This is a genomic window from Streptomyces ficellus (assembly GCF_009739905.1).
In the GTDB taxonomy this organism is placed as follows: domain Bacteria; phylum Actinomycetota; class Actinomycetes; order Streptomycetales; family Streptomycetaceae; genus Streptomyces; species Streptomyces ficellus_A.
Genome location: NZ_CP034279.1, coordinates 2,780,866 through 2,805,606, shown reverse-complemented (window position 1 = coordinate 2,805,606; position 24,741 = coordinate 2,780,866). Strand labels below are relative to the sequence as shown.

Sequence of the window (24,741 nt, the reverse complement as noted above, 5' to 3'; positions counted from 1 at the left end):
TGAGCCGGATCCCGACACCCGCCACTCCATGTGGCCGGTAAGCGCGGGCGGGCTTGTTGTCTTCTGGTGTCCACCTGCGGCTGAGTGGTTTGCTGGGAGCGTCCGTATGCATCGGTGTGGGGCGTGAGCACGGCTACTCGGCCAGACCGGCCGGTGCTTGCGGTCGCAGAGGGAGAGGGCGAGACATGGAAGGCGCGTTACGAAGCAATGCGGGGCGTTCGCGGGTTCTGCGACGCGTAGGAGTCGGTGTGTTGGCGCTGTGTGCGGCGGGCTTGGCGTTGTCGGGGGTGTCGAAGCCTATGGATCCCGAGCCTGGTGAAGTGATCGTGGAAGAGAATCAGCAAAGCCCCGAGGAAGCTCGTGAGTACTGGACGCCGGAGCGTAGGAAGCAGGCAGTCCGCAACGGGCTGTGAAAGGCCCGCCCCGCGGAGTGCGGGGCGGGCTTCGAGGTTCAGAGCTTCCGGCGTACGTCAGCCCTTGTTGACCAGATCGATGACGGCGACCGCGACCTTGCCGTGGTTGGACGAGTACATGTAGGGCTTGGTCCACTTGCCGTTCTTGTCGGCATCACGGTGGCTGTTGACGCCCACGATCTTTGGCTTGCCGCTGTTGTAGGCCGATGCCATGGGGCCGCCGCTGGAGCCGTGTCCCATGTCGCAGGTCAGCCGAAGCCGGTTGTCCAGCGGGTTGAGGTTTCCGGCATCGATGGTCTTGCCGCGGCAGTACATCATCGTGGAGCCGTAATGGAAGTCCTTGTTGGGGCGGCCGTATCCATCCGACGGGTAACCCATGGAGTGGACGTCGGCGTGATCCGTGGCATCACTGAACTGGTAGCCCCAGGCGCCGACCTCGTCCTGGAGGTTCCCGTAGGCCGGTTCACCGCTGGCCATGACGAGTGCGCCCATGTCGGAGGACCTCAAGTCTCCGCTCTTACCCCAGGTATCCGGCACGATGACTCGCTTGTGGTACCACCAGCCGGACGGGTAGGTGTCCTCGTGGTAGCCGGGCAGGAAGATGAAACTCTTATAGAAGCCGTTGGCTCCGCCACTCCCCTTGTGCAGGCAGTGGGCTGCTGTCCAGACTGCGTTCTTGGTTTTGGACGCGATTACTGTGGCGCTGCACGAGGCGTCACCTTTCCCAGGCACCTGGAAGAGAAGCTTCCCTACGACACGGTTCGGCCATGCCTGAGGGGAAGCCACTTCTTTCGCCTTGGGCACTGCTGCGGCCTGTGCCGCACGAGCATCCACCGCTGCTTTGTGGTCCGCGGGCAGCACCGCTTCCGCGGAGGCAGTGATTTCGGGCAGGTCGGAGCCGGAAGTCTCGGCGGAGGTCTCGTCCGATGGCAGGTCGTCGGCCGGGGCCTGGAGCGGATTCGCCAGAGCGTTCTTGATGCGCTCCGGCGTCCAGTGCGCCTGGACGCTGCGCGCTTGGACGGTTGCGTCTTCGACGCTTTCGGAGAGGACTGCTGGGAGTCGCGGTTCGGCGTCCACGGCTACGGGCTGTGCTGCTGCGGGTGCGGTCATGGCGGCTGCTGTGGTCAGGGCAGCCGCAAGGGTGAGGAGTACGCCATGTAATGGGCGTCTGGTGAACAGGTGCAACTTGATCTCCCCCTCGCTGTTGGCGCTTTGGCGGAATGCCCGTGGGTGGGACCACCTCCGCGCCGCCGTCGGGCATTTGACACCCCATCAAGATTCGAACGCACGTTCAAGTGCATATAGGGGAGAGTGAAAAGTGTCTATTACTCGCAAATCACTGCGAAATTCACCAACGCGGCTGCCGCCTTCGAGGCATTCCAGGCAGTCGAGGCGAGCCGGCGGGGCTCGGGGTCGCTCGGTTGACGGTGTGCGTGATCCCCCGCGAAGTCGCCGGTGCCGGGCTTCGCCTACGGGAGTGCCGACGATGCGGCGGGTCGCCGCTGGTGCACGCGTACACCGGGCCGGGGCGTTCGGAGTGGTACGCCAGCCATCCGGACAGGTGGCCGCCGCAGTTGGGGATCAAGCCCCGGTGCGGCCTCGGAGCGCAGCCTGTCCACTTCGTCGAGAAGAGGAAGCATGCCCCTCGATGTCGTGTGGGCGAAGCGGGGCTGCTTGCAAGGGAAGCAGGGCAGCGTCCCGGGCGGCCGCATGGCCGAGCGGAGCCATGGGACTATGTTCACCGCCTCCGCCGACCGGTGTCAGGGGGCCGAGGAACTGGAATCGGAGCCGGCGCTGCCTATGGGCCGGGAGGCTCGAATGAGGTGCCCGACGCGTTGGTCACGCCATTGGCCGCAGCGGTGGTGACGCCCTCCCCGCACCGCTGGTCGGAGCCAGGAAGCGGAGGACGACCGGGGCCGCCACCCCCCACAGGAGAGGCCCCGGTCGTCGTCCACGGGTCCGTGGTACGGCCCCGTACTCCTAACAGCGCCACGGGTGCGTTTTCTGTCACACCGCGCTCGGTCAACGTGAAGTTGCAGGTTGTACAAGACATGGACGTGATGCCGTTCGACCACGTAGCGTGCTGCTGCGCGCCGGGCGTAGCGACGGCGGTGACCAGCCGCGATGACGAACAGGTAGTGGGAGTGCTGGGGGACGACGCGGAGCTGACCACCGCGGTGCTCGCGGCACAGGACGGGGACGAGGACGCCTTCCGTGCTGTGTACCGCGCCGTGCACCCGCGGCTGCTCGGTTACATACGCACGCTGGTCGGCGACGCCGACGCGGAGGACGTGGCGTCCGAGTCCTGGCTCCAGATAGCCCGTGACCTGGACCGGTTCAGCGGTGACGCCGACCGTTTCCGGGGCTGGGCGGCCCGTATCGCCCGCAACCGGGCCCTGGACCACCTCCGGATGCGGGGCAGGCGCCCCTCGATCGGCGGGGACGAGACGGAGCTGGCGGAGAAGCCGGCCGAGTCCGACACGGCGGACGAGGCGATGGAGGCCCTGGCCACCGGCCGCACCATGGACCTCATCGCCCAGCTTCCGCAGGACCAGGCCGAGGCCGTCATCCTGCGTGTCGTGGTCGGGCTGGACGCCAAGAGCGCCGCCAAGACGCTGGGCAAGCGCCCCGGCGCCGTACGCACGGCCGCCCACCGCGGGCTGAAGCGGCTGGCCGAGCTGATGGACGCCGACGCCGCACCCGGCGCGGGGCCGGCCGGCGTGGAAAGCGCCGGTGGAGCTGGTGGAACGCTGTCGGCGGCGCTCGGTGTCGTGCCGCCGCAGCCCAAGCGCCGGGCGGTTTCCGGGGTGCGTACCGGTGTGACGCAATGGCGCTCGCGGACGCAGAAGGACATGTGATGGCCGACGAGCGGGATGAATGGCTCGACCACGACGCGGCGGAGAACCTGCTGCGAGGTGAACCGGTCGGTCCCGTAGCCGATCACGCGCGGGAGCGGGCCCGGAAGGTCGAGCGGGCGCTGGACGCCCTGCGCGCCACCGCGCACCCCGCGGCGGGCGGACTGCCCGGCGAGGAGGCGGCGCTGGCGGCGTTCCGGCAGGCGCGCGCGGAGAAGGCCGCCGGAGCCGCAGCAGCCGGGGCGGCAGCAACCGGAACGGCAGGGGCCGCGACGGCTTCCGGCGGGGCGGGCGTCGCGGGCGTGCCGGAGGTCGGCACCGTACGGACCCGGCCCGGGCCCCGGCGGCGGATGCGCTGGGGGCGGCCGGTCCGGTGGGGTCTGGCCGCCTCGGTCGCGGGCCTCGCGGTCGGCGGTGTGGCGGTCGGCGCCGGGACGGGCGTCCTGCCGGTGCTGGGCGGCGACAGCGAACCGCTGCCGGCCGCGTCGGTGTCGGCCGCGGCGTCGGACGAGCCCGAGGCCGCCGGTCCGACGGGCGGCACGGACGCCGGGACGCCCGGGACACCCGAGGAGCCCGGCGCGGTGCCGCCGTCCGCCTCGGCGACGCCCGGTCCGGGCACGGACCGCGAACCGGGCCGCCCCGACCCGGAGGGCTCCGGGGACTCCGGGACGACGGGCGGCACGGTCGGCGAGCCCGGGGGCGACCTGGGCGAGGTGACGGGCGGCGGGTCCGGCTCGGCCTCCGCGGGCGTGTCCGGCTCGTCCGGCGACGGCCGGGGCGACACCTGGCTGGCGCGGACCGCCCAGGACTGCCGGGACTACCGCGACGGGCGCCTCGACCTGGACCGGCGGGAGCGGCTGGCCGACGAGGCCAAGGGCGTGGCGCTCATCAAGATCCTCTGCGACCGGGTGCTGGCCGCCGAGGAGCACCAGCAGGGCGGCTCGCCGGGCTCCGGCTCGTCCGGGTCCGGCGGCGGCGCTCCGGGCGGCGGCGGTCACGGCACGGGTGCGGGCGGCGGCTCGGGCGGCGACGGCGAGGGGCGCGGGGACGGCGACGGGTCGGACACCGCGCGCCCGTCGGCCTCCTGGCGTCCGCTGGCCCCGGCACTAACAGTCCGACGGACCGGTTTGGCGTTCTAAGTCTCTGACCTGCGGTTTCAAAAAAAATCGCGCGAGGGTGTGACGTTTTTCCGACCCGTGGCGCAGTAATGAGTGAGCCGACTGGTCATCGGCAGCGCGAAGAGCCGGGGTTCCCCCCGTACCTACGGCTCAGCGCACATGGCGCGGGCGGGACACGTTCCCCCGGTCCCGCCCGCGCCCTCTCTCCTTACGAGGTTCCCGCCCCTGGCTCACCAGTGGACGACGACCTTGTCGCCGACCTTCACCTGGCCGAACACCGCGGCGAGCCGGTCCATGTCCCGGACGTTGACGCAGCCGTGCGAGCCGCCGTTGTAGCCGCGGGCCTTGAAGTCGGACGAGTAGTGCACGGCCTGGCCGCCGCTGAAGAACATCGAGTACGGCATCGACGTGTGGTAGAGCGTCGACTCCCACTCCCGCTCCTTGCGGTCCACCTTGAAGATGCCCTCGCGGGTCGGCGTGTTCTCCGAGCCGAAACGGACGTCCATCGCCGAGACGACCTTGCCGTCGACCATCCAGGCGAGGGTCCGGCTCTCCTTGCTGATGCACAGCACCCGGCCGGTCATGCAGCGCTCGTCCGGCTTGTCCAGCTCGTTGGTCGTCGGCGGCCGCAGCTCCCCGGCGGTCGGCGTGCGCGACGCGGCCGTCAGCTTCGCCCAGGTGGTCCCGTCGACCTTGGCCGTGGCGGGCAGACCCTGCTTCTCCTGGAACGCCGAGACGGCCTTGCCGGTCATCGAGCCGTAGAACGCGGTGGGGCTGCGGTGGAAGTGGCCGAGCTGGCGCAGCCGCGCCTGAAGCTCCCGTACCTGCTCCGTCTCCGTGCCCTCCGCCATCAGGACCTTCGCGGCGTCCGGTGACGCCGGGGCCGAGGCCGCCGGCGCGGCGCCGCCCGCGGCCGACGCGGCGGACGACGGCGAGGCCGTCGCGTCCCCGGACGCCGGCGCGCCGGACGGGGTCGACGACGCGGACGCCGGGCCCCCGGCCGCCCCCACGGCCTGGCCCGCGCAGCCGGTGGCTGCCAGCGCGGTGGCGACGGCGGCCGCCGCCAGTGCGGCTCTGCGTATGACGGACGTACGGTGCATGAGAGGCCCCCCGAGGTGGTTACGTGTACAGCTAGGGATGCTTCCCGGGGGTGCTTGGTTGCGCGCCGTGGATCGCGTTGTGAGCAAGCTCCCAGCGATCGCCCCTGCACCCCGCCGCACGGGCCCCACTACAGTCCGTCGCGAGGGTTGTTACCAGCGAGTAGATCTCATCGGAAGGCACAGCCATGGCGCGCGAGTCGGAGTCGGGACTGCCCATCGAGCCGGTGTACGGACCGGACGCCCTGAGCGGCTGGGACCACGACGAGAAACTCGGCGACCCGGGCTCGTACCCCTTCACCCGGGGCGTCTACCCGAGCATGTACACCGGCCGCCCCTGGACCATGCGGCAGTACGCCGGGTTCGGCACCGCCGTGGAGTCCAACGCCCGGTACCAGCAGCTCATCGCCAACGGCACCATGGGCCTGTCCGTGGCGTTCGACCTGCCCACCCAGATGGGGCACGACAGCGACGCGCCGATCGCGCACGGCGAGGTCGGCAAGGTGGGCGTGGCGATCGACTCGATCGACGACATGCGGGTGCTGCTCGGCGGGATCCCGCTGGACAAGGTCTCCACCTCGATGACGATCAACGCCCCCGCCGCCCTCCTGCTGCTGCTCTACCAACTCGTGGGCGAGGAGCAGGGCGTGCCGGCGGACCGGCTGACGGGCACGATCCAGAACGACGTGCTCAAGGAGTACATCGCGCGCGGCACGTACATCTTCCCGCCGAAGCCGTCGCTGCGGCTGATCGCGGACATCTTCAAGTACTGCCGGGCCGAGATCCCAAAGTGGAACACGATCTCGATCTCCGGCTACCACATGGCGGAGGCCGGGGCCTCGCCCGCGCAGGAGATCGCCTTCACACTGGCCAACGGCATCGAGTACGTGCGGACGGCCGTGGCCGCCGGCATGGACGTGGACGACTTCGCGCCCCGCCTGTCGTTCTTCTTCGTCGCCCGCACCACGATCCTGGAGGAGGTCGCCAAGTTCCGGGCGGCCCGCCGGATCTGGGCCCGGGTCATGCGGGACGAGTTCGGCGCGAAGAACCCCAAGTCGATGATGCTGCGCTTCCACACCCAGACGGCGGGCGTGCAGCTGACCGCCCAGCAGCCCGAGGTGAACCTGGTGCGCGTCGCCGTGCAGGGCCTGGCGGCGGTCCTGGGCGGCACGCAGTCCCTGCACACCAACTCGTTCGACGAGGCCATCGCGCTGCCGACCGACAAGAGCGCCCGCCTGGCGCTGCGGACCCAGCAGGTCCTGGCGTACGAGACCGACGTCACCGCCACCGTCGACCCCTTCGCCGGGTCCTACGTCGTGGAGCGGATGACGGACGACGTGGAGGAGGCGGCCGTCGCGCTCATGGCGAGGGTCGAGGACCTCGGCGGCGCGGTCGACGCCATCGAACGCGGCTTCCAGAAGAACGAGATCGAGCGCTCCGCCTACCGCGTCGCCCAGGAGACCGACTCGGGCGAGCGGGTCGTCGTCGGCGTCAACCGCTTCCAGCTCGACGAGGAGGAGCCGTACGAGCCGCTGCGCGTCGACCCGGCGATCGAGGCCCAGCAGGCGGAGCGCCTCGCCGGCTTGCGCGCCGGGCGTGACCAGGAGGCGGTCGACTCGGCGCTCGCCGCGCTGAAGAAGGCCGCCGAGGGCACCGACAACGTCCTCTACCCGATGAAGGACGCCCTCAGGGCGCGGGCCACGGTCGGCGAGGTCTGCAACGCCCTGCGGGAGGTCTGGGGGACGTACGTCCCGACGGACGCGTTCTGACCCGTCACGCCCCGTAGAGGGCGTATTCCGCGATCCGGAACCCGGGGGCGGAGTGTCGTACCCGCGTGCGAGACTCCGCCCCATGCTGGGTGTCACCGATCTGCCGACCTATCTCGCGGGCCTCGCCCTGATCATTCTGCTGCCGGGGCCGAACTCGCTGTACGTGCTGTCCGTCGCCGCCCGGCGCGGCGTACGGACGGGATACGCCGCCGCGTCCGGGGTGTGGTGCGGCGACACCGTCCTGATGACGCTGTCGGCGGCCGGTGTCGCCTCCCTGCTCCAGGCGAACGCGCTGCTGTTCGGCATCGTGAAGTTCGCCGGCGCCGGCTACCTCACCTGGCTGGCCGTCGGGATGCTCCGCGCGGCCTGGTTGCTGTGGCGGACCCGGCGCGAGCGCGTGGCCGAGGAACCGGGGGAGGCCGCCCCGGCGCCCGCCGCCGAGCGGCCGTTCCGGCGGGCGTTCGTGATCAGCCTGCTCAACCCCAAGGCGATCCTGTTCTTCATCGCGTTCTTCGTCCAGTTCGTCGACCCCGCCTACCAGTACCCGGCGCTGTCGTTCGTCGTCCTCGGCGCCCTCGCCCAGGCCGCCAGCGTGCTCTACCTCACCGTGCTGATCTTCACCGGCACGCACCTGGCCGCCGCGTTCCGCCGCCGCAGGCGGCTGTCGGCCGGCGCCACCTCGGCGGCGGGCGCGCTGTTCCTCGGGTTCGCCGTGAAACTGTCCCTCACCAGCACGGCGTGAACCCCCGGGCCGCGCGGGCTTGACCCTCACACCGTGTGAGGCCGTGTCGTAGGAGGCGTCATGTTCACCATCGGAGACTTCGCCAGACACGGCCGGGTGTCGGTCCGGATGCTGCGTCACTACGACGCCGTCGGACTGCTGCGCCCCGCCCACGTCGACCCGCACAGCGGCTACCGCTACTACGAGGCCGGCCAGCTCGCCCGGCTCAACCGGGTCATCGCGCTCAAGGACCTCGGCTTCACGCTCGACCAGGTCGGGTCGATCCTCGACGAGGAGGTCGGGGCCGAGGAACTGCGCGGGATGCTGCGGCTGCGGCAGGCCGAGCTGGAATCGGCGATGAGCGAGGCGGCCGCGCGGCTGGCGCAGGTCGGGGCGAGGCTCCGAGCCATCGAGAGCGAGGGACACATGTCCACACAGGACGTCGTCGTCAAGAGCGTGCCGGGCGCCCGGCTGGCCGTGCTGAAGGGCACCGCGGCGGGCTTCGGACCGGACCAGATCGGGCCGGTCATCGGCCCCCTGTACCAGGAGCTGTGCGCACGGCTGGCGGCCGCCGGGGCGCTGGAGTGCGGCGGCCCCGGTATCGCCTACTACGAGGACGCCCCGGCGGGCGACGGCTCGATCGTCGTCCACGCGGGGATGACCCTCCCGGCCGGGGTGACCGTGCCGGACGTGGAGATCGTCGAGCTGCCCGGCATCGACCAGGCGGCCACGGTCGTCCACCGGGGCCCGATGGAGGCGTTGCTGCCCACCATCCAGACCCTGGCCACCTGGATCGACACCAACGGCTACCGCTCGGCCGGCTACTCCCGCGAGCTGTACCTGGAGTGGTCACAGGACCCGGCGCGGTGGGTCACCGAGATCCAGGAGCCGATCGTCCCGGCATGACCGGCCCGCGGCGCCCGGGCGGCCCGGCTCGTTCCGCCCCCGCGGCGGCGGGTCACCGCCCGAGCGCCGTGCGGGCCAGGCGGCGTATCCGGCGGGCCAGGCGGCGGGCGGTCGCGTTGCGGGACGCCGGGAGGCCGCCGGGGAGCCCGAGCACGGTGAGGCGGCGGCGCTTGACGTAGCGGACCCGGGCGGCCGGGTGGGCGGACAGGAAGCGTTCCGCCGCCGGGCGCAGGTCGGGGCGGACCCGGGGCTGCATGGCGAAGCCCACCGCGGCGACGAGACCGGCGAGATCGGGGGACCCGCCGGCCCGGTCGCCGTCCGCCCCGTCCTCCAGGCCGGGCAGCAGCGCGTCCGCGAGCGTCACCGGCACCCGGTTGCTGTTCTCGTACGGCGCCAGCCGGTCCAGCAGCGGGCCGGTGCCCGCGCGCGCGACCGGCACGCCGTAGAACCGGGACGCCGTGAACAGCCCGGTCGAGAAGCAGGCCACCACCAGCGCGGGCCGCAGCCGCCGGAAGTGGACCTCCGCGAGCACCGGCCGGTCCAGGACGGTCAGTTCCGCGCCCAGCTCCGCCGCCTCCCGCTCCAGGGCCGTCGACCAGGACGCGGGCGCCGCCGGGTGCGGCTTGAAGACCAGGCGCCGGTGCCCGCGCGCCACGGCGCCCCGCACCATCCGCAGGTGCAGGGCCTCCTCCTCGGCGGGGGAGAGGATGCCGAGGGCCGCCAGGTACTGGCCCAGCAGCAGGGCGCAACCCTCCGGGGCGGCGTCCAGCGCCTCGCCGTCCGCCAGTTCGTCCACCACCTTCATGAACGCCTCCGCCGGCACCACCTCGGGCTCCGCCCCGAACTCCGCCAGCAGCAGCGGCCGCAGGCCCGGCACCAGGTCCAGGTGCAGCAGCCGCCGCACCCGCTCACCCACCAGCGGGTCCAGCCTGCTGCGCGTCGGGCCGTAGCTCATCAGCCCGTCCGCGTACACGTCGACCGGCGCGTCCGGGAACAGCCGCGCCACCGTCAGCGCGGGCGCGACCTGGAGGGACTCCACGACCAGCTCGACCGGCTCGTCCTCGCCCAGGCGCCACAGCAGCCGCAGGTACCGCTCCCACAGCGGGACGTCGTCCGGGCGCGGCGACCAGCCGCCCGGGTGGAACGGCGCGATCGTGTCGTTCCACGACAGCACCCCGTCGAACCGCTCGCGCAGCCGCGCGAAGCCGGGCATCCGGTCCAGCGGGACGGCCGTCTCCGGCACCGCCGCGGTGGTGGCGACCAGCAGCAGCCGGCGGTCCGCGGGCGGGAAGCGGCCGCTGTCCAGGGCGGCGGCGAGGGTGACGGCGCCGTAGAGCGTGGACGCGTAGAAGATCTGCGTGGTCACGGGGTCGCCTCCACCCGTACGGGACGGCGGCGGAGCCTGCGCAGCCGGGACGCCCGCTCCGCGTCCATCGTCTCCAGGACGTCGTCCAGAACCGGCCGCGGCATGCGTTTCAGGGCGGCCGCGCCCAGCGTGCGCAATTTCCGGGCGACCGGCCGCTCGAAACGTTCCACCGAGCCCAGATGGTGGGCGATGATCGCGCAGTACGTGCGTACCGCTTTCGGCAACAGCAATTCCGCGTCCGGGTCCCGCGCCGTTTCCGACAGCACCTGGTCGAAAGCGCGGATGAAATCCAGCTGCCGAATGTCACCGATTTGTGTGAGCGACGAGGAGACACCCCGCCGGTAGAAGATCCCGAGCGTCCCGATCGCCGCGAACGAATCCGCCTCCCGGTGCAGCCGCCATATCCACGGCCGGTCCTCGGCGGTGCGCAGCCCGTCGGTGAAACGCAGCAATCCCCGGTCCGCCAGCCGCCGGTGGTACATCCCGGCCCACGCGTACGGATAGTCCACCGACGTGGACCGCCCGGCCGGCAGGATCGCGTCGCGCGGCCGCAGCACCACCCCGCGCCGGCCCACCGGAACCCGGTGCACCGTACGGGCCCTCGCCGTGCACCGCACATGGTCCGTGCGGACGAAGTCGCAGCCCAGCGCCTCGATGGCGGCGAGCACCCGGGCCAGGTGACCGGGCGCCAGCCAGTCGTCGCCGTCCAGGAACGCCAGGTACTCGCCCCGGGCCGCGTCGATCCCGGTGTTGCGGGCGGTGGCCAGCCCGCCGTTGCGCGCGTGGGTGAGCAGCACCGCGCCCGGCAGGTCGCGCGCCGCCCCGCGCAGGATCTCGGGCGTCCCGTCCGTCGAACAGTCGTCGACGAGCAGGAATTCGAAGTCCTCGCGGGCGTTCGCGCGCAGGCTCATAAGGGTGTCCGGGGCGTATGTCTGCACGTTGTGGAACGGCACGACGACGGAGAGCTTGACCACCCGCGAGACGTTAGGGGCGGTGCCCGTCATTCGGCCCGACCGGAAAAGGGATGCGCGGTGAACACTGGGCGGCGCGCCCCTTAACCGGACCGCCGCCCCATTGCCGCCGGTCGCTGTTCACCGTTTGTTGCGGCCCAGTTGGGCCGGTCGGACGCGCGCCTTCCTAACGTCCTCGGCGTGCTCCCACGCAACGGTGAAGCGGTGCGGGTCGCGGTACTCGCCGACTCCGACACCCGATGGAAATGGGGCGCCCTGACGGCGCGCCGCATCAGCCCGCCCGGCCACCGGGTGACCGGCTTCGTGCTGCGCGGCCGGGCCACCCCGACCGCCCGCCAGCTCGCCGAGACCGGCGCGGACCTGGCGGCCCCCCGGGAGGTGACGGGGGCGCGGTTCCTCACGGCGGTACGCGAGGAGGCGTACGACGTGGTCGTCCTCGCGCTCGTCGGCGGCACCGTCCGGGCGATGCTGCACGGCCTCGCGGCGGCGGCCCCGGCGCGCCGCCCGGTGGTCGTCACCGGCTACGTCGGCGTCGTCTACGAGAAGCTCGCCGACGGGCTCCTGCTGCGGCACGGGGCCGACGTCGTGCTCGCGAACTCGGCGTCCGACGCGCGGCGCTTCCGCGCGGTGTACGAGGGCGTCGGCGCCGACGCCTCGGCGGTCGTGGAGGCGGCGCTGCCGTTCCTGGGCGGCGCCCCCCACGCCCCCGCCCCGGGCCGGGACACGCTCGTGTTCGCCGCCCAGCCGTCGGTGCCCCAGTCGCGGGCCGACCGGGCGTACCTGCTGCGCCGGCTGGCCGAGCACGCCCGGTCGCACCCGCACCGCGAGGTGCTGCTCAAGCTCCGCTCCAAGCCGGGCGAGCACACCACGCACGTGGAGGAGCACCCGTACCAGAAACTCGCCGGCCTGGTCACGGGCTCGCTGCCGCCGAACCTCCGCCTGGTCCACGGCCACATGGGCGAGCTCCTCGACCGCACGGACCTGCTGGTCACCGTCTCCTCCACGGCCGCGCTGGAGGCCCTGCACCGGGGCGTGCCCACGGCGGTCCTGACCGACCTGGGCGTCCGCGAGGCGCTGGGCAACCACCACTTCATCGGCTCGGGGCTGCTCACGTCGTGGGACGCCCTCGACGGCGGCCACCGGCCCCGGCCGGACGCCGCGTGGCAGGCGGACCAGGGCGTCGCGCCGGGCGCCTCGTACGAGCGGGCCTTCGACGCCGCCCGCGCCCGGGTGGCCGCCCTGCTCGCGGAGCCCGCGCTGCCGCCCCTCGCGCCCTACTACACACCGGCGACCGCCCCGGGGTACCTGCCCGGCATCCTCGCCCGCCACCGCCTCGACGCCCCCGAACCACCCGCCCCCGGCCCACTGCGCCGCGCCCTGCGCGAGGCGGCGCGCGGGGTCTACCGCCACGGAGTGCAGCGTGTCGCCCCGGTGATCCGCCGCCTGGGGGAGCTGTGACGGCCCGTCGGACGGTGCTGGCCGTCGTCCCGGCCCGGGGCGGCTCCAAGGGCGTGCCGGGCAAGAACCTGGCTCCGGTGGGGGGCGTCCCGCTCGTCGCCCGGGCCGTGCGCGCCTGCCGGGGCGCCGGGCGGGTGACGGACGTGGTCGTCTCCACGGACGACCCCGCGATCGCCGCCACCGCCCGCGCGGCGGGCGCCGAGGCGGTCCACCGCCCGGCGGGGCTGTCCGGCGACACGGCGACCAGCGAAGCGGCGGTGCTCCACGCCATGGACGCCTTCGAGGCCCTGCACGGCCGGGCGGTGGACGTGGTGCTGCTCGTCCAGTGCACCAGCCCGTTCGTCACGGCCGCCGACGTCGACGGTGTCGCCGCCCGGGTGCTGGAGGGCGGCGCCGACACCGCCCTGACGGTCGCCCCGTCGCACGGCTTCCTGTGGCGGGAGGGGCGGGAGGGGCGGGACGGCCACGACGGCCACGACGCCGTGGGCGTCAACCACGACCGGGCCCACCGCCCCCGGCGCCAGGAGCGGGAGCCCGAATACCTGGAGACGGGAGCCGCGTACGGGATGGACGCGCGCGGATTCCGGGAGCGCGGTCACCGGTTCTTCGGGCGTACCGCCCTCGTCGTCACCGACGCCGCCCGCGTCCTGGAGATCGACGACCCGCACGACCTCGCCCGCGCCCGCGTGCTCGCGCCGCTGCTCGACGAGCGGGTCACCCCGACGCTCGACGACGTCGACGCCGTCGTCCTCGACTTCGACGGCACCCAGACCGACGACCGGGTGCTTATCGACGCCGACGGCCGCGAACTCGTCGCCGTGCACCGGGGCGACGGCCTCGGCGTCGCCGCCCTGCGCCGCGCCGGCGTCCGGCTGCTCATCCTGTCCACCGAGACCAACCCCGTCGTTGCCGCCCGCGCCCGCAAGCTCGGCGTCCCCGTCCTGCACGGCGTCGACCGCAAGGACCTGGCGCTCAAGCAGTGGTGCGACGACCACGGCGTCGACCCCGGCCGGGTGCTCTACGCCGGCAACGACGTCAACGACCTGCCCTGCTTCGGGCTCGCCGGCTGGCCCGTCGCGGTCGCGAGCGCCCACGACTCCGTCCGGGCCGCCGCCCGCGCCGTCACCGCCACCCCCGGAGGCGCCGGGGCGATCCGCGAGATCGCCACCTGGCTCCTCGGCCCCACCCTCACCGCCCCCGCACAGTAAGGAACCGCACGATGAACCGTCTGCGCACCCTCGGCCGCAGGGCCGCCGGCCCCGGCGAGCCCGTCTACGTCACCGGCGAGATCGGCATCAACCACAACGGCGATCTCGGCAAGGCCCTCGCCCTGGTCGACGCCGCCGCCGACGCGGGCTGCGACGCCGTCAAGTTCCAGAAGCGCACCCCCGAGATCTGCACCCCCCGCGACCAGTGGGACGTCGAACGCGACACGCCCTGGGGCCGGATGACGTACATCGACTACCGCCACCGGGTGGAGTTCGGCGAGGACGAGTACCGCGCCATCGACGAGCACTGCCGCGAGCGGGGCATCGACTGGTTCGCCTCCCCGTGGGACACCGATGCCGTGGCGTTCCTGGAGAAGTTCGACCCGCCCGCCCACAAGGTCGCCTCCGCGTCCCTCACCGACGACGAACTGCTGCGCACGCTGCGCGCCACGGGCCGCACCGTCGTCCTGTCCACCGGCATGTCGACCCCGAAGCAGATCCGCCACGCCGTGGAGGTGCTGGGCAGCGACACCATCCTGCTGTGCCACGCCACTTCCACCTACCCGGCGGTGGCCGAGGAGCTGAACCTCCGGGTGATCCAGTCCCTGATGCGGGACTACCCCAACATCCCCATCGGCTACAGCGGTCACGAGACCGGCCTCCAGACCACGCTCGCCGCCGTCGCCCTCGGCGCCTGCTTCGTCGAACGGCACATCACGCTCGACCGCGCCATGTGGGGCTCCGACCAGGCCGCCTCCGTCGAACCCGGCGGCCTCACCCGGCTCGTACGCGACATCCGCACCATCGAGACCGCGCTCGGCGACGGGATCAAGAAGGTGTACGAGTCCGAGCTCGCCCCCATGAAGAAGCTCCGCCGCGTCCCGGCCACGGCCACGGTATGACCGGCGGCCACGACACGACGGCCGGACCGGACCACGCGGCACCCGCACCCGCGCCCGGCACCGGCCCCGCGCCTGCGGCCGGCAGCGCGTCCGGCCCCGGCCCCGCGCCCACTCCCGCACCCGCGTCCCGCCCCGGCCCCGCGCTCGCGCCTCCGGCCGGCCGGCGGGCCGGGCCCGCGAACCTCGCCTTCGTCGAGAGTCCCGTCCAGCTCCTGAACGTCCTGGAGTGGGCCGACCACGCCGGCCGGCCCGACCTCCTCCTCGTCGTCCTGTCCCCCACCGACCCGATGTCGCGCGGCCAGCTGCGCCGCATGGCCCAGCTCGCGCGCGACGAGGGCGTCGCGGTCCGCTGGCAGGAGGCGCGCGGCGGCCGGGGCGCCCTGCCGAGGGCGCTGCGGGACCTGGTGCCGGTCCTGGTGCGCGCCGAGCGGGTGATCGTCGGCGATCCGTTCTCCCGCTACGTACAGCTCCTGCTGACCCTGTTCGGGCCGCGCGCCCTCACGGTCGTGGACGACGGCACGGCCACCATGGAGTTCGCCGCCCAGCTCGCGCGGGGCGAACGGCTCGTGCGCTGGCACCGGCGCGGGGCGCGTGGCGTGCGCGAGCTGGCCCTCGCGCCGGTCACCGCGCTGGCCCGCCGCCGTCTCGCCCCGGGGCGGGACCGCGCGGTCGAGATCTTCACCGCGCTGCCGGTCGAGGCGCCGGACGGCGCCACGGTCACCGCCAACCGCTTCGCCTGGACCCGCGCCCGGTTCGGCCCGCCCCGCCTGACCCGGGGCGCGGACCTGGTGGGCACCTCGCTGGCGGAGACGGGCGTGGTGGACCCCGACCGGTACGCCGGGGCGGTCGCGGCGCTGGCGGGGGCGCACGGCGCCACGCGGTACCTCGCGCACCGCCGCGAGGGCGTGGCGAAGCTGCACCGGATCGCGGTGGAGACGGGCCTGGAGATCGTCCGGCCGGACCTGCCGCTGGAGCTGATCGCCCGGCGCGGCCCGATCGGCCGGACGGTGCTGAGCTTCCCGTCCACCGTCGTGCACACCCTCCCGGCGGCCCTGGCGGGCAGCGGCGTGACGATCACGGTGTGCGGGATAGCCCCGGAGTGGTTGCGCGAGACGGCCTCGCCCCGCGCGCAGGGCTTCCTCGCGGGCGTGGCCGAATCGGCACGGTCGGTGCACGGACTGTCGCTCACCGGAGCGTAGGACCGGCTCCGGGCGCCGCCGACGAGGCACTTCCAGGCCGGGATCCGGACGGGCTCCGGACGGGCGTTCGAGCTCCGACACCCGTCCGACACAAGATCGGCACAAAGTCTGAAAACGCGTGAGCTTACCCACTTCACCTGCGGCTCAAGCCGACCGTCCAGGGTTTCTTTCCCCTATCGGGCTGAAGTTTTGTAGATCACACGTTAGTTGAGGGCGAAACGCGCCTACCCTTTCATGGGTGAACAAGGTGATGTCCCGCGACCCCGAAACAGACGTTCCCGGCGATACGCCCTTCCTCGGCGCGCTGCCAGAGAGTCTGCGCGCCGAGTTGATCGCGTTCCGCCGGGACGTGCACTCGCACCCCGAGCTGGGCTTCCAGGAGTTCCGGACCACGGCGGCGATCAAGGCGCGGCTGGAGGCGGCGGGGCTCAGCCCCCGGGTCCTCCCCGGCGGCACGGGGCTGACGTGCGACATCGGTACGTGGGACGGCGTGCGCCCCATGCTGGCGATCCGCGCCGACATCGACGCGCTGCCCATCCCCGACACCAAGACGGACGTCCCGTACCGCTCCACCGTCCCGGACCGCGCCCACGCCTGCGGGCACGACGTGCACACCACGGTCGTCCTCGGCGCCGGCCTGGTGCTGGCCGACCTGGCCCGCGAGGGCCTGCTGCCCGCCGCCGTCCGCCTGATCTTCCAGCCCGCCGAGGAGGTCATGCCGGGCGGTGCGATCACCGCCATCGACGCCGGGGTGCTGGACGGCGTGGGCCGGATCATCGCCGTGCACTGCGACCCGCGCGTGGACGTGGGCCGCATCGGGCTGCGCACCGGCGCGATCACCTCCGCCTGCGACCGCCTGGAGGTCACCCTCGACGGTCCCGGCGGCCACACCGCCCGCCCGCACCTGACGACCGACATGGTCACCGCCGCCGCCCGGGTCGCCGTCGACGCGCCCGCGCTGCTGTCCCGCCGCATCGACACCCGCGCCGGGCTGGTCCTGACCTGGGGCCGCATCGAGGCCGGGCACGCCCCCAACGTCATTCCGCAGCGCGCCGAGCTGGGCGGCACGGTCCGCTGCCTGGACCTGGAGGCCTGGCGGCACGCCCCGGACCAGGTGTACGCGGCGATCGACGAGGTGGCGACCCTGCACGGCGCCAAGTGCCAGATCGAGTACGTGCGGGGCGTCCCGCCGGTCGTCAACGACGCGTCCGTGGCGCAGCTGCTGCACGACGCCATGGAGGCGCGCCGCGGGGCGTACGCGATCGAGGACACCGAGCAGAGCCTGGGCGGCGAGGACTTCTCCTGGTACATGGAGCACGTGCCGGGGGCGATGGCCCGCCTGGGTGTCCGCCGGCCGGGTGACACGGCCCGGCTCGACCTCCACCGGGGCAACTTCGACGTGGACGAGCGTGCCATCGAGGTCGGCGTGGAGCTCTTCACGGCCGCCGCCCTGATCGACGGCGGTCTCTGACCCTTCGCCACACCGGGACGGCCCCGCCCTCCGGGGCGGGCCGACCGTCCTTTTCCGGTCACCAACCGGCAGGTTTCCACTACGCCTCGTGGTGGTAGGGCGAACGCCATCGGCTGTTCGCGTCGATCTGGTAACGGCTACCGAACAGGCCTTTACCTGACATCTACGCGCGTTACGATCGCCGCGAAACCAGCGCCGACCAGAGGCGCTTAGGTCAGGGTCGAAGGAGCCTCCCTTGCGCCGGATCACCAGGATCGCAACCGTGGGCGTCGCGTCCGCGGCACTCGCACTCAGCGCCACCGCGTGTGGCGGAAAGTCGTCGTCCGACGCGGGCGACACCCAGGACAAGGCAGCCATCGCCTACGACATCGGCGGCCGTGGCGACCAGTCCTTCAACGACGCCGCCTACGCCGGTCTGGAGAAGGCGGAGAAGGACCTCGGCGTCAAGGGCACCGAGGCGGAGCCCAGCGAGGGCGAGGGCGACCCGGACAAGGTCCAGCGCCTGACCGAGCTGGCCCGCGCGGGCAACAACCCGGTCATCGGCGTCGGTTTCGCCTACGCGCCCGCCATCGCCGAGGTGGCGCCGAAGTTCCCGAAGACCACCTTCGGCCTCATCGACGACACGTCGAAGACCGGCAAGAACATCGCGAACCTGGTCTTCAACGAGGAGCAGGGCTCGTACCTGGCCGGTGTCGCCGCCGCCAAGGTGACCAAGTCCAACACCGTCGGCTTCATCGGCGGTGTCGAGACCCCGCTGATCAAGAAGTTCGAGGCGGGCTTCGTCCAGGGCGTCAAGGACACCAACAAGAACGTCAACGTCAAGGTCCAGTACCTGACGCAGCCGCCGGACTTCGGTGGCTTCGCCAAGCCCGACCTGGGCAAGGCCGCCGCCGAGGGCCAGATCGACGCGGGCGCCGACGTCATCTACGCCGCCGCCGGTCTCGCCGGCTCGGGCTCGATCGAGGCCGCCGCCAAGGCCAAGAAGTGGGCCATCGGCGTCGACTCCGACCAGTACAACCAGAAGGGCCTCGCGCCCTACAAGGAGTACATCCTCACCTCGGTGACCAAGGACGTCTCCGACTCCGTCTACAACCTGATCAAGTCGGTCAAGGACGGCAAGCCGCAGTCCGGCGAGATCCGCTACGGCCTGGACAAGGACGGCGTGGGCCTGGCCACCTCCAACCCGGCCTTCACCAAGCTGACCGCCGTCACCGCCGCGGTGGACAAGGCCAAGGCCGACATCATCGCCGGCACGATCAAGGTCAAGACCGCTCCGTAACCGCGCGGCCGGGACCATGGTTCCGCGGGTCCGGAGGGGCGGTGCACACCGTCCCTCCGGACCCGGACCATGTCCGGGTCCCGTCCGGCGCGTCCGGGCCGGGCCCGACAACCCCGGGGTCTCCCCGGGTTTCTTCCCTTCGCCGTCGCTACGCGCGTAGAGCCCTCTGTGGCGCGGTAACTTCGGCACCTGCCCCTGCTCCCGTACCGCCCCCGCCCCCTGCCCCCGCTTCGGAAGCTCCTTCCCCGCCAAGGAGAGTGCGTCATCAACGCGTCCAGTCCGTCAACGCCGCCGGCTGCTCCCGCCGTGGAACTGCGCGGCATCACCAAGCGCTTCCCCGGCGTCGTCGCCAACCACGACATCGACATCACCATCCGCAAGGGCACCGTGCACGCCCTCGTGGGTGAGAACGGTGCCGGCAAGTCGACCCTGATGAAGATCCTCTACGGCATGCAGAAGCCGGACGAGGGCACCATCACGATCGACGGCAAGCAGGTCTCCTTCTCGAGCCCCGCCGACGCCATCGCCACCGGTATCGGCATGGTGCACCAGCACTTCATGCTGGCCGACAACCTCACCGTCCTGGAGAACGTCGTTCTCGGCGGCGAGAAGCTCCACGGCATCGGCGCCAAGGCCCGCAAGAAGATCATGGAGATCTCGGACGCGTACGGCCTGAACGTCCGCCCCGACGCCCTCGTCGAGCAGCTCGGTGTCGCCGACCGCCAGCGCGTGGAGATCCTCAAGGTCCTCTACCGCGGCGCCCGCACCCTCATCCTGGACGAGCCGACCGCGGTGCTCGTCCCGCAGGAGGTCGACGCGCTGTTCGCGAACCTCCGCGAGCTGAAGGCCGAGGGCCTCACCGTCATCTTCATCTCGCACAAGCTGGGCGAGGTGCTGTCCGTCGCCGACGACATCACCGTCATCCGGCGCGGCACGACCGTCGGCACCGCCGACCCGCGCACCACGACCACCAAGCAGCTCGCCGAACTGATGGTCGGCACCGAGCTGCCGTCGCCGGAGACCCGCGAGTCGACCGTCACGGACGTCCCCATGCTCACCGTCGACGGCCTGCGGCTGACCGCCGTCGACCCCGACGGCGTGGTCCGCGAGGTGCTGGACGGCATCGACTTCACCATCCACAAGGGTGAGGTCGTGGGCATCGCCGGTGTCGAGGGCAACGGCCAGACGGAGCTGATCGAGGCCCTGATGGGCCTGCGCACCCTCGACGGCGGCGTCATCACCCTCGACGGCGCCGACATCTCGGCCGCGCCGACGCGCAAGCGCCGCGAGGGCGGCATCGGCTACATCCCCGAGGACCGCCACCGCCACGGCCTGCTGCTGGAGTCCCCGCTCTGGGAGAACCGCATCCTCGGCCACGTCACCGAGGCGCCCAACAGCAAGCGCGGCATCCTCGACCCGAAGGGCGCCCGCAAGGACACCGAGCGGATCGTGCGCGAGTACGACGTGCGCACCCCCGGCATCGACGTCACCGCGGCGTCCCTGTCCGGCGGCAACCAGCAGAAGCTGATCGTCGGCCGCGAGATGAGCCACAACCCCAAGTTCCTGATCGCCGCCCACCCCACCCGTGGTGTGGACGTCGGCGCACAGGCGCAGATCTGGGACCAGATCCGAGAGGCCCGCCGCGAGGGCCTGGCGGTGCTGCTGATCTCCGCCGACCTGGACGAGCTCATCGGGCTCTCCGACACCCTGCGGGTCATGTACCGCGGCCGGCTGGTCGCCGACGCCGACCCCGCCACGATCACCCCCGAGGAGCTGGGCTCGGCCATGACCGGCGCCGCCACCGGCCACCTCGAGCACAACGAGAACGGTGAGGGCCGATGAGGAAATTCGACAAGGACCGGATGCTCCTGGGCCTGGCCGGCCCGGCGCTCGCCCTGGTCGTGGCCTTCCTGCTCACCTCCGTGGTGCTGCTGGCGTCGGACCGCAACCCGTTCGAGCCGTACCGGATCATGGTGGAGAACGCCGAGTTCACCGATGTCCAGGTGCTCATCCTCAACCAGACCGGTACGTACTACCTCGCCGCGCTGGCGGTCGCCATCGGCTTCCGGATGAACCTGTTCAACATCGGCGTGGACGGTCAGTACCGCCTCGCGGCGATGCTCGCCGCGGTCGTCGGCGCCTCCGTCGAGCTGCCCGGCCCGCTTCACGTCCTGCTGATCGTCCTGGTCGCCATGTTCGTCGGCGCGTTCTGGGCCGGTATCGCGGGCATCCTCAAGACCACCCGCGGCGTCAGCGAGGTCGTCTCGACGATCATGCTCAACGCCATCGCCACCAGCCTCATCGCCTGGCTGATCCTGCCCGCCAACCTCGGTGTGCAGGCGGAGGGCTCCAACGACCTCACCACCGGTGAGATCGCCGAGTCCGGCTGGATGTCCGGTCTGGACGTCGAGGGCGGCACCATCTACGGCTTCACCTTCGTGGCCTTCGCGCTCGGCATCGTCTACTGGTTCGTCCTCAACCGCACCCGCTTCGGCTTCGACCTGCGCGCCACCGGCGCCAGCGACTCGGCCGCCCAGGCGAGCGGTGTCGACGCCAAGCGGATGGTGCTCACCGCCATGCTGATCTCCGGCGCCGTCGCCGGTCTGACCGGCCTGCCGCTGCTGCTCGGCCAGACCCACACCTACAGCTTCAGCTTCCCGGCGGGCATCGGCTTCACCGGCATCACCATCGCCCTGCTCGGCCGCAACAGCCCCATCGGCATCTTCTTCGCCGCCCTGCTCGTCGCGTTCCTCGACAAGGCCTCGGCCTCGCTGGACCAGTACGGCTACGAGAAGGAGATCGCCACGATCATGCAGGGCCTGATCGTGATCTCGGTGGTCGTGTCCTACGAGCTCGTCCGCCAGTACGGGCTCCGCCGGCAGCAGCAGAAGGTGGGCGAGGAGCTCGCCGCCCAGGCCAAGAAGAAGGAGGCCGTGTCCTCATGAGCGAGTCCACGAGCACGGTTTCGGCCGCTGCCACCGCGCCGAAGAAGGGCGGCGGACGCCGCAAGCTGTCCCTGCCGGTCATCCTGCTGATCATCGCGGGCGGTCTGCTGCTGTTCTCGCTGGTCCGGGTGATCAGCGGCGCCAACGACCTCACCTCGGTGGGACAGGTCGCGGGCGCCCTCCAGCTCGCCGTGCCGATCGGTCTGGCCGGTCTGGGCGGTCTGTGGTCCGAGCGGGCCGGCGTGGTCAACATCGGCCTCGAGGGCATGATGATCCTCGGCACCTTCTTCGGCGCCTGGGCCGGCTACCAGTGGGGCCCGTGGACCGGCGTCCTGCTCGGCATCGTCGGCGGCGCGCTCGGCGGCCTGCTGCACGCGATCATCACCGTGACCTTCAACGTCAACCACATCGTCTCCGGTGTGGCGATCACCATCCTGGCCACCGGCCTCACCCGCTACCTGGCCAACTTCACCTTCGCCGAGGCCGAGGGCGGCTCCTCCAAGCAGTCCCCGCGCATCGACGCGATCGACCGGATCACCATCCCCGGTCTGTCGGACGGGCTGGCCGACCTCCAGGCCAAGCACTGGTTCTTCGTCTCGGACCTCGCCGGTGTGCTCGGCGGCCTGGTCACCGGCCTGTCGCTGCTGACCGTCGTCGCCCTGCTGCTGATCCCCGCCACCTGGTGGATCCTGTGGCGCACCGCCTTCGGTCTGCGCCTGCGCTCCTGCGGCGAGAACCCGATCGCCGCCGAGTCCCTGGGCGTCAACGTCTACAAGTACAAGTACATCGCCGTGACCGTCTCCGGCGCCCTCGCGGGCCTGGGCGGCGCGTTCCTCGCGATCGTCTCCACGGGCATCTACCAGGAGGGCCAGACCGGCGGGCGCGGCTACATCGGCCTCGCCGCGATGATCTTCGGCAACTGGATGCCGGGCGGCATGGCGCTGGGCGCCGGACTCTTCGGCTTCACCGACAGCCTCAAGCTGCGCGGCGGCGCCGAGAACGTCCACGCGATGCTCCTGCTGCTGGCGATCCTGCTGGTGGCGATGGCCGTCTGGCAGCTCTACAAGAAGAAGTACGTCAACGCGGCCATCGCCGCCGTCGTCTCGGCGGGCCTCTTCGTCTGGTACGTGGGCACCGACAAGCTGCCCAGCCAGTTCGTGGACGCCGCGCCCTACGTCACCACCCTGCTGGTGCTCGCCCTGTCCGCGCAGCGGCTGCGGATGCCCAAGGCGGACGGCATGCCCTACAAGAAGGGCCAGGGCAAGTGACCCCCGACGCCTGGGAGTCGCTGCGCGCCGCCGCCCGCGAGGCCATGTCCCACGCGTACGCCCCCTACTCGGGCTACGCGGTGGGCGCGGCCGCCCTCGCCGACGACGGGCGCACGGTGACCGGGTGCAACGTCGAGAACGCCTCGTACGGCGTCGGCCTGTGCGCCGAGTGCGGGCTGGTCTCCCAGCTCCAGGCCACCGGCGGCGGCCGGCTGACGCACTTCGTGTGCGTCGACGGCCACGGCCGGGTGCTGGTGCCGTGCGGCCGCTGCCGCCAGCTGCTGTACGAGTTCGGCGGCGACGAGCTGCTGCTGGACACCCCGGCGGGCGTGCTGACGCTCGCCGAGATGCTGCCGCAGGCGTTCGGACCGCAGCACCTGCGGTGAAACGGGACGACCCTTCCGCGCTGTCCGCGGAGGGGTCGTCCTTCTCCCCCCGTCTTCTCTATGCGCGTAGAGTCGCGCACAGGACAGTCCCACCCGCTGGAAGGAACCACCTACGCCATGGACGCGATTTCCGTCATCCGCACCAAGCGGGACCGGGGCGAGCTGAGCCCCGAGCAGATCGACTGGGTCATCGACGCCTACACGCGCGGCGAGGTCGCCGACGAGCAGATGTCGTCGCTCGCGATGGCGATCCTGCTGAACGGCATGAACCGTACGGAGATCGCCCGCTGGACCGCCGCGATGATCGCGAGCGGCGAGCGCATGGACTTCTCCTCCCTGTCCCGGCCCACCGCCGACAAGCACTCCACCGGCGGCGTCGGAGACAAGATCACGCTGCCGCTCGCCCCGCTGGTCGCCGCGTGCGGCGCCGCCGTGCCGCAGCTCTCCGGCCGGGGCCTCGGCCACACCGGCGGCACGCTCGACAAGCTGGAATCCATCCCCGGCTGGCGCGCCCTGCTCTCCAACGAGGAGATGCTGAACGTCCTCGACACCACCGGCGCGGTCATCTGCGCGGCCGGTGACGGCCTCGCCCCCGCCGACAAGAAGCTGTACGCGCTGCGCGACGTCACCGGCACCGTCGAGGCGATCCCGCTGATCGCGTCCTCGATCATGTCCAAGAAGATCGCCGAGGGCACCGGCTCGCTGGTCCTGGACGTGAAGGTCGGCTCCGGCGCCTTCATGAAGAACATCGACGACGCCCGCGAGCTGGCCTCCACCATGGTGGGCCTGGGCACCGACCACGGCGTGAAGACCGTCGCCCTCCTCACCGACATGGCGACCCCGCTCGGCCTGACCGCGGGCAACGCCCTGGAGGTCCGCGAGTCCGTCGAGGTCCTCGCCGGCGGCGGCCCCGCCGACGTCGTGGAGCTGACCATCGCGCTCGCCCGCGAGATGCTCGACGCGGCCGGCATCAAGGACGCCGACCCGGCGAAGGCCCTCGCCGACGGCTCCGCGATGGACGTCTGGCGCCGCATGATCTCCGCCCAGGGCGGCGACCCGGACGCCACCCTCCCCGTCGCCCGCGAACAGCACGTCGTCACCGCCCCCTCCTCGGGCGTCCTCACCCGCCTCGACGCGTACGGCGTCGGCGTCGCCGCCTGGCGCCTCGGCGCGGGCCGCGCCCGCAAGGAGGACCCGGTCCAGGCGGGCGCCGGCGTCGAGCTGCACGCCAAGCCGGGCGACACCGTCACGGCCGGCCAGCCGCTGCTGACCCTGCACACGGACACCCCGGAGAAGTTCGACTACGCCCTGAAGTCCCTGGACGGCACGTACGACATCGCCGCCGCGGGCACCGCGTACGAGCCGACCCCGGTCGTGCTGGAACGCATCGCCTGACCTCGTACGGGTGA

20 protein-coding genes are annotated in these 24,741 nt (G+C 72.2%); 16 read left to right on the top strand and 4 right to left on the bottom strand.

Features of this window, described 5'->3' with window-relative positions:
* Nucleotides 1-470: 470 nt before the first annotated feature.
* Complete coding sequence (locus EIZ62_RS12070) at nucleotides 471-1,523, bottom strand: trypsin-like serine peptidase (RefSeq protein ID WP_156692710.1); 1,053 nt, start codon at nucleotides 1,521-1,523, stop codon at nucleotides 471-473.
* A 1,034-nt stretch (nucleotides 1,524-2,557) separates the two neighbouring features.
* On the opposite strand from EIZ62_RS12070, the gene EIZ62_RS12065 reads away from it, so the two are divergent.
* Nucleotides 2,558-3,271: an RNA polymerase sigma factor gene (locus tag EIZ62_RS12065; RefSeq protein ID WP_208828210.1), complete on the top strand. Its 714-nt coding sequence runs from the start codon at nucleotides 2,558-2,560 to the stop codon at nucleotides 3,269-3,271.
* Complete coding sequence (locus tag EIZ62_RS12060; RefSeq protein ID WP_156692708.1) at nucleotides 3,271-4,407, top strand: hypothetical protein; 1,137 nt, start codon at nucleotides 3,271-3,273, stop codon at nucleotides 4,405-4,407. The genes EIZ62_RS12065 and EIZ62_RS12060 overlap by 1 nt, the downstream gene beginning before the upstream one ends.
* Before the next feature lie 209 nt (nucleotides 4,408-4,616).
* On the opposite strand, the gene EIZ62_RS12055 is transcribed toward EIZ62_RS12060, so the two are convergent.
* Nucleotides 4,617-5,486, bottom strand: coding sequence for a L,D-transpeptidase family protein (locus tag EIZ62_RS12055; protein WP_156692707.1), 870 nt, complete (start codon nucleotides 5,484-5,486; stop codon nucleotides 4,617-4,619).
* 185 nt (nucleotides 5,487-5,671) lie between these two features.
* Here EIZ62_RS12055 and EIZ62_RS12050 point away from each other — a divergent pair, with 185 nt between their 5' ends.
* The 3 genes from EIZ62_RS12050 (at nucleotide 5,672) to EIZ62_RS12040 (ending at nucleotide 8,879) form a co-directional block, all read left to right on the top strand.
* The gene (locus tag EIZ62_RS12050) at nucleotides 5,672-7,252 is read left to right on the top strand and encodes an acyl-CoA mutase large subunit family protein (protein WP_156692706.1); all 1,581 of its coding nucleotides are present in this window, start codon (nucleotides 5,672-5,674) and stop codon (nucleotides 7,250-7,252) included.
* An 82-nt stretch (nucleotides 7,253-7,334) separates the two neighbouring features.
* Nucleotides 7,335-7,994: a leucine efflux protein LeuE gene (gene leuE / locus EIZ62_RS12045; protein ID WP_156692705.1), complete on the top strand. Its 660-nt coding sequence runs from the start codon at nucleotides 7,335-7,337 to the stop codon at nucleotides 7,992-7,994.
* 60 nt (nucleotides 7,995-8,054) lie between these two features.
* Nucleotides 8,055-8,879, top strand: a complete 825-nt coding sequence (locus EIZ62_RS12040; protein WP_156692704.1) for a MerR family transcriptional regulator — start codon at nucleotides 8,055-8,057, stop codon at nucleotides 8,877-8,879.
* A gap of 52 nt (nucleotides 8,880-8,931) precedes the next feature.
* Here EIZ62_RS12040 and EIZ62_RS12035 read toward each other — a convergent pair whose 3' ends face one another.
* Both EIZ62_RS12035 and EIZ62_RS12030 read right to left on the bottom strand, forming a co-directional pair.
* The gene (locus EIZ62_RS12035) at nucleotides 8,932-10,245 is read right to left on the bottom strand and encodes a polysialyltransferase family glycosyltransferase (RefSeq protein WP_156692703.1); all 1,314 of its coding nucleotides are present in this window, start codon (nucleotides 10,243-10,245) and stop codon (nucleotides 8,932-8,934) included.
* Nucleotides 10,242-11,219, bottom strand: coding sequence for a glycosyltransferase family 2 protein (locus tag EIZ62_RS12030; RefSeq protein ID WP_156692702.1), 978 nt, complete (start codon nucleotides 11,217-11,219; stop codon nucleotides 10,242-10,244). The genes EIZ62_RS12035 and EIZ62_RS12030 overlap by 4 nt, the downstream gene beginning before the upstream one ends.
* Nucleotides 11,220-11,396: 177 nt before the next feature.
* Here EIZ62_RS12030 and EIZ62_RS12025 point away from each other — a divergent pair, with 177 nt between their 5' ends.
* The 11 genes from EIZ62_RS12025 to EIZ62_RS11975 all read left to right on the top strand — a co-directional run bounded on the left by EIZ62_RS12025 (nucleotide 11,397) and on the right by EIZ62_RS11975 (nucleotide 24,727).
* The gene (locus tag EIZ62_RS12025) at nucleotides 11,397-12,674 is read left to right on the top strand and encodes a DUF6716 putative glycosyltransferase (protein ID WP_156692701.1); all 1,278 of its coding nucleotides are present in this window, start codon (nucleotides 11,397-11,399) and stop codon (nucleotides 12,672-12,674) included.
* On the top strand, nucleotides 12,671-13,882 hold the full coding sequence (locus EIZ62_RS12020; RefSeq protein ID WP_156692700.1) for an acylneuraminate cytidylyltransferase: 1,212 nt from the start codon (nucleotides 12,671-12,673) through the stop codon (nucleotides 13,880-13,882). The genes EIZ62_RS12025 and EIZ62_RS12020 overlap by 4 nt, the downstream gene beginning before the upstream one ends.
* Before the next feature lie 11 nt (nucleotides 13,883-13,893).
* Nucleotides 13,894-14,784 carry an N-acetylneuraminate synthase family protein gene (locus tag EIZ62_RS12015; RefSeq protein ID WP_156692699.1) on the top strand — a complete coding sequence of 297 codons (891 nt, stop codon included), beginning with the start codon at nucleotides 13,894-13,896 and terminating at the stop codon, nucleotides 14,782-14,784.
* Nucleotides 14,781-15,983 carry a hypothetical protein gene (locus EIZ62_RS12010; protein ID WP_244375636.1) on the top strand — a complete coding sequence of 401 codons (1,203 nt, stop codon included), beginning with the start codon at nucleotides 14,781-14,783 and terminating at the stop codon, nucleotides 15,981-15,983. Before EIZ62_RS12015 ends, EIZ62_RS12010 begins: the two co-directional genes overlap by 4 nt.
* 250 nt (nucleotides 15,984-16,233) lie before the next feature.
* Complete coding sequence (locus EIZ62_RS12005) at nucleotides 16,234-17,454, top strand: amidohydrolase (protein WP_156696353.1); 1,221 nt, start codon at nucleotides 16,234-16,236, stop codon at nucleotides 17,452-17,454.
* 235 nt (nucleotides 17,455-17,689) lie between these two features.
* Entirely contained in the window at nucleotides 17,690-18,733 is a 1,044-nt protein-coding gene (locus EIZ62_RS12000) for a BMP family lipoprotein (RefSeq protein ID WP_156692698.1), read from the top strand.
* A gap of 306 nt (nucleotides 18,734-19,039) precedes the next feature.
* Nucleotides 19,040-20,575: an ABC transporter ATP-binding protein gene (locus EIZ62_RS11995; protein WP_425281813.1), complete on the top strand. Its 1,536-nt coding sequence runs from the start codon at nucleotides 19,040-19,042 to the stop codon at nucleotides 20,573-20,575.
* Complete coding sequence (locus EIZ62_RS11990; RefSeq protein ID WP_156692696.1) at nucleotides 20,572-21,678, top strand: ABC transporter permease; 1,107 nt, start codon at nucleotides 20,572-20,574, stop codon at nucleotides 21,676-21,678. Before EIZ62_RS11995 ends, EIZ62_RS11990 begins: the two co-directional genes overlap by 4 nt.
* Entirely contained in the window at nucleotides 21,675-22,946 is a 1,272-nt protein-coding gene (locus EIZ62_RS11985; protein ID WP_156692695.1) for an ABC transporter permease, read from the top strand. The genes EIZ62_RS11990 and EIZ62_RS11985 overlap by 4 nt, the downstream gene beginning before the upstream one ends.
* A complete protein-coding gene (locus tag EIZ62_RS11980) occupies nucleotides 22,943-23,332 on the top strand; it encodes a cytidine deaminase (RefSeq protein ID WP_156692694.1) in 390 nt (129 codons plus the stop codon). Before EIZ62_RS11985 ends, EIZ62_RS11980 begins: the two co-directional genes overlap by 4 nt.
* Nucleotides 23,333-23,449: 117 nt before the next feature.
* The gene (locus EIZ62_RS11975) at nucleotides 23,450-24,727 is read left to right on the top strand and encodes a thymidine phosphorylase (protein ID WP_156692693.1); all 1,278 of its coding nucleotides are present in this window, start codon (nucleotides 23,450-23,452) and stop codon (nucleotides 24,725-24,727) included.
* Nucleotides 24,728-24,741 lie beyond the last annotated feature (14 nt).

Bases quoted from the DNA above. Each gene is read 5' to 3' on its own strand.
- EIZ62_RS12060 (WP_156692708.1), top strand. From the start codon at position 3,271: ATGGCCGACGAGCGGGATGAATGGCTCGACCACGACGCGGCGGAGAAC.
- EIZ62_RS12015 (WP_156692699.1), top strand. From the start codon at position 13,894: ATGAACCGTCTGCGCACCCTCGGCCGCAGGGCCGCCGGCCCCGGCGAG.
- EIZ62_RS12055 (WP_156692707.1), bottom strand. From the start codon at position 5,486: ATGCACCGTACGTCCGTCATACGCAGAGCCGCACTGGCGGCGGCCGCC.
- EIZ62_RS12050 (WP_156692706.1), top strand. From the start codon at position 5,672: ATGGCGCGCGAGTCGGAGTCGGGACTGCCCATCGAGCCGGTGTACGGA.
- EIZ62_RS12040 (WP_156692704.1), top strand. From the start codon at position 8,055: ATGTTCACCATCGGAGACTTCGCCAGACACGGCCGGGTGTCGGTCCGG.
- leuE (WP_156692705.1), top strand. From the start codon at position 7,335: ATGCTGGGTGTCACCGATCTGCCGACCTATCTCGCGGGCCTCGCCCTG.
- EIZ62_RS12070 (WP_156692710.1), bottom strand. From the start codon at position 1,523: ATGACCGCACCCGCAGCAGCACAGCCCGTAGCCGTGGACGCCGAACCG.
- EIZ62_RS12005 (WP_156696353.1), top strand. From the start codon at position 16,234: ATGTCCCGCGACCCCGAAACAGACGTTCCCGGCGATACGCCCTTCCTC.
- EIZ62_RS11985 (WP_156692695.1), top strand. From the start codon at position 21,675: ATGAGCGAGTCCACGAGCACGGTTTCGGCCGCTGCCACCGCGCCGAAG.
- EIZ62_RS12010 (WP_244375636.1), top strand. From the start codon at position 14,781: ATGACCGGCGGCCACGACACGACGGCCGGACCGGACCACGCGGCACCC.
- EIZ62_RS11990 (WP_156692696.1), top strand. From the start codon at position 20,572: ATGAGGAAATTCGACAAGGACCGGATGCTCCTGGGCCTGGCCGGCCCG.
- EIZ62_RS11975 (WP_156692693.1), top strand. From the start codon at position 23,450: ATGGACGCGATTTCCGTCATCCGCACCAAGCGGGACCGGGGCGAGCTG.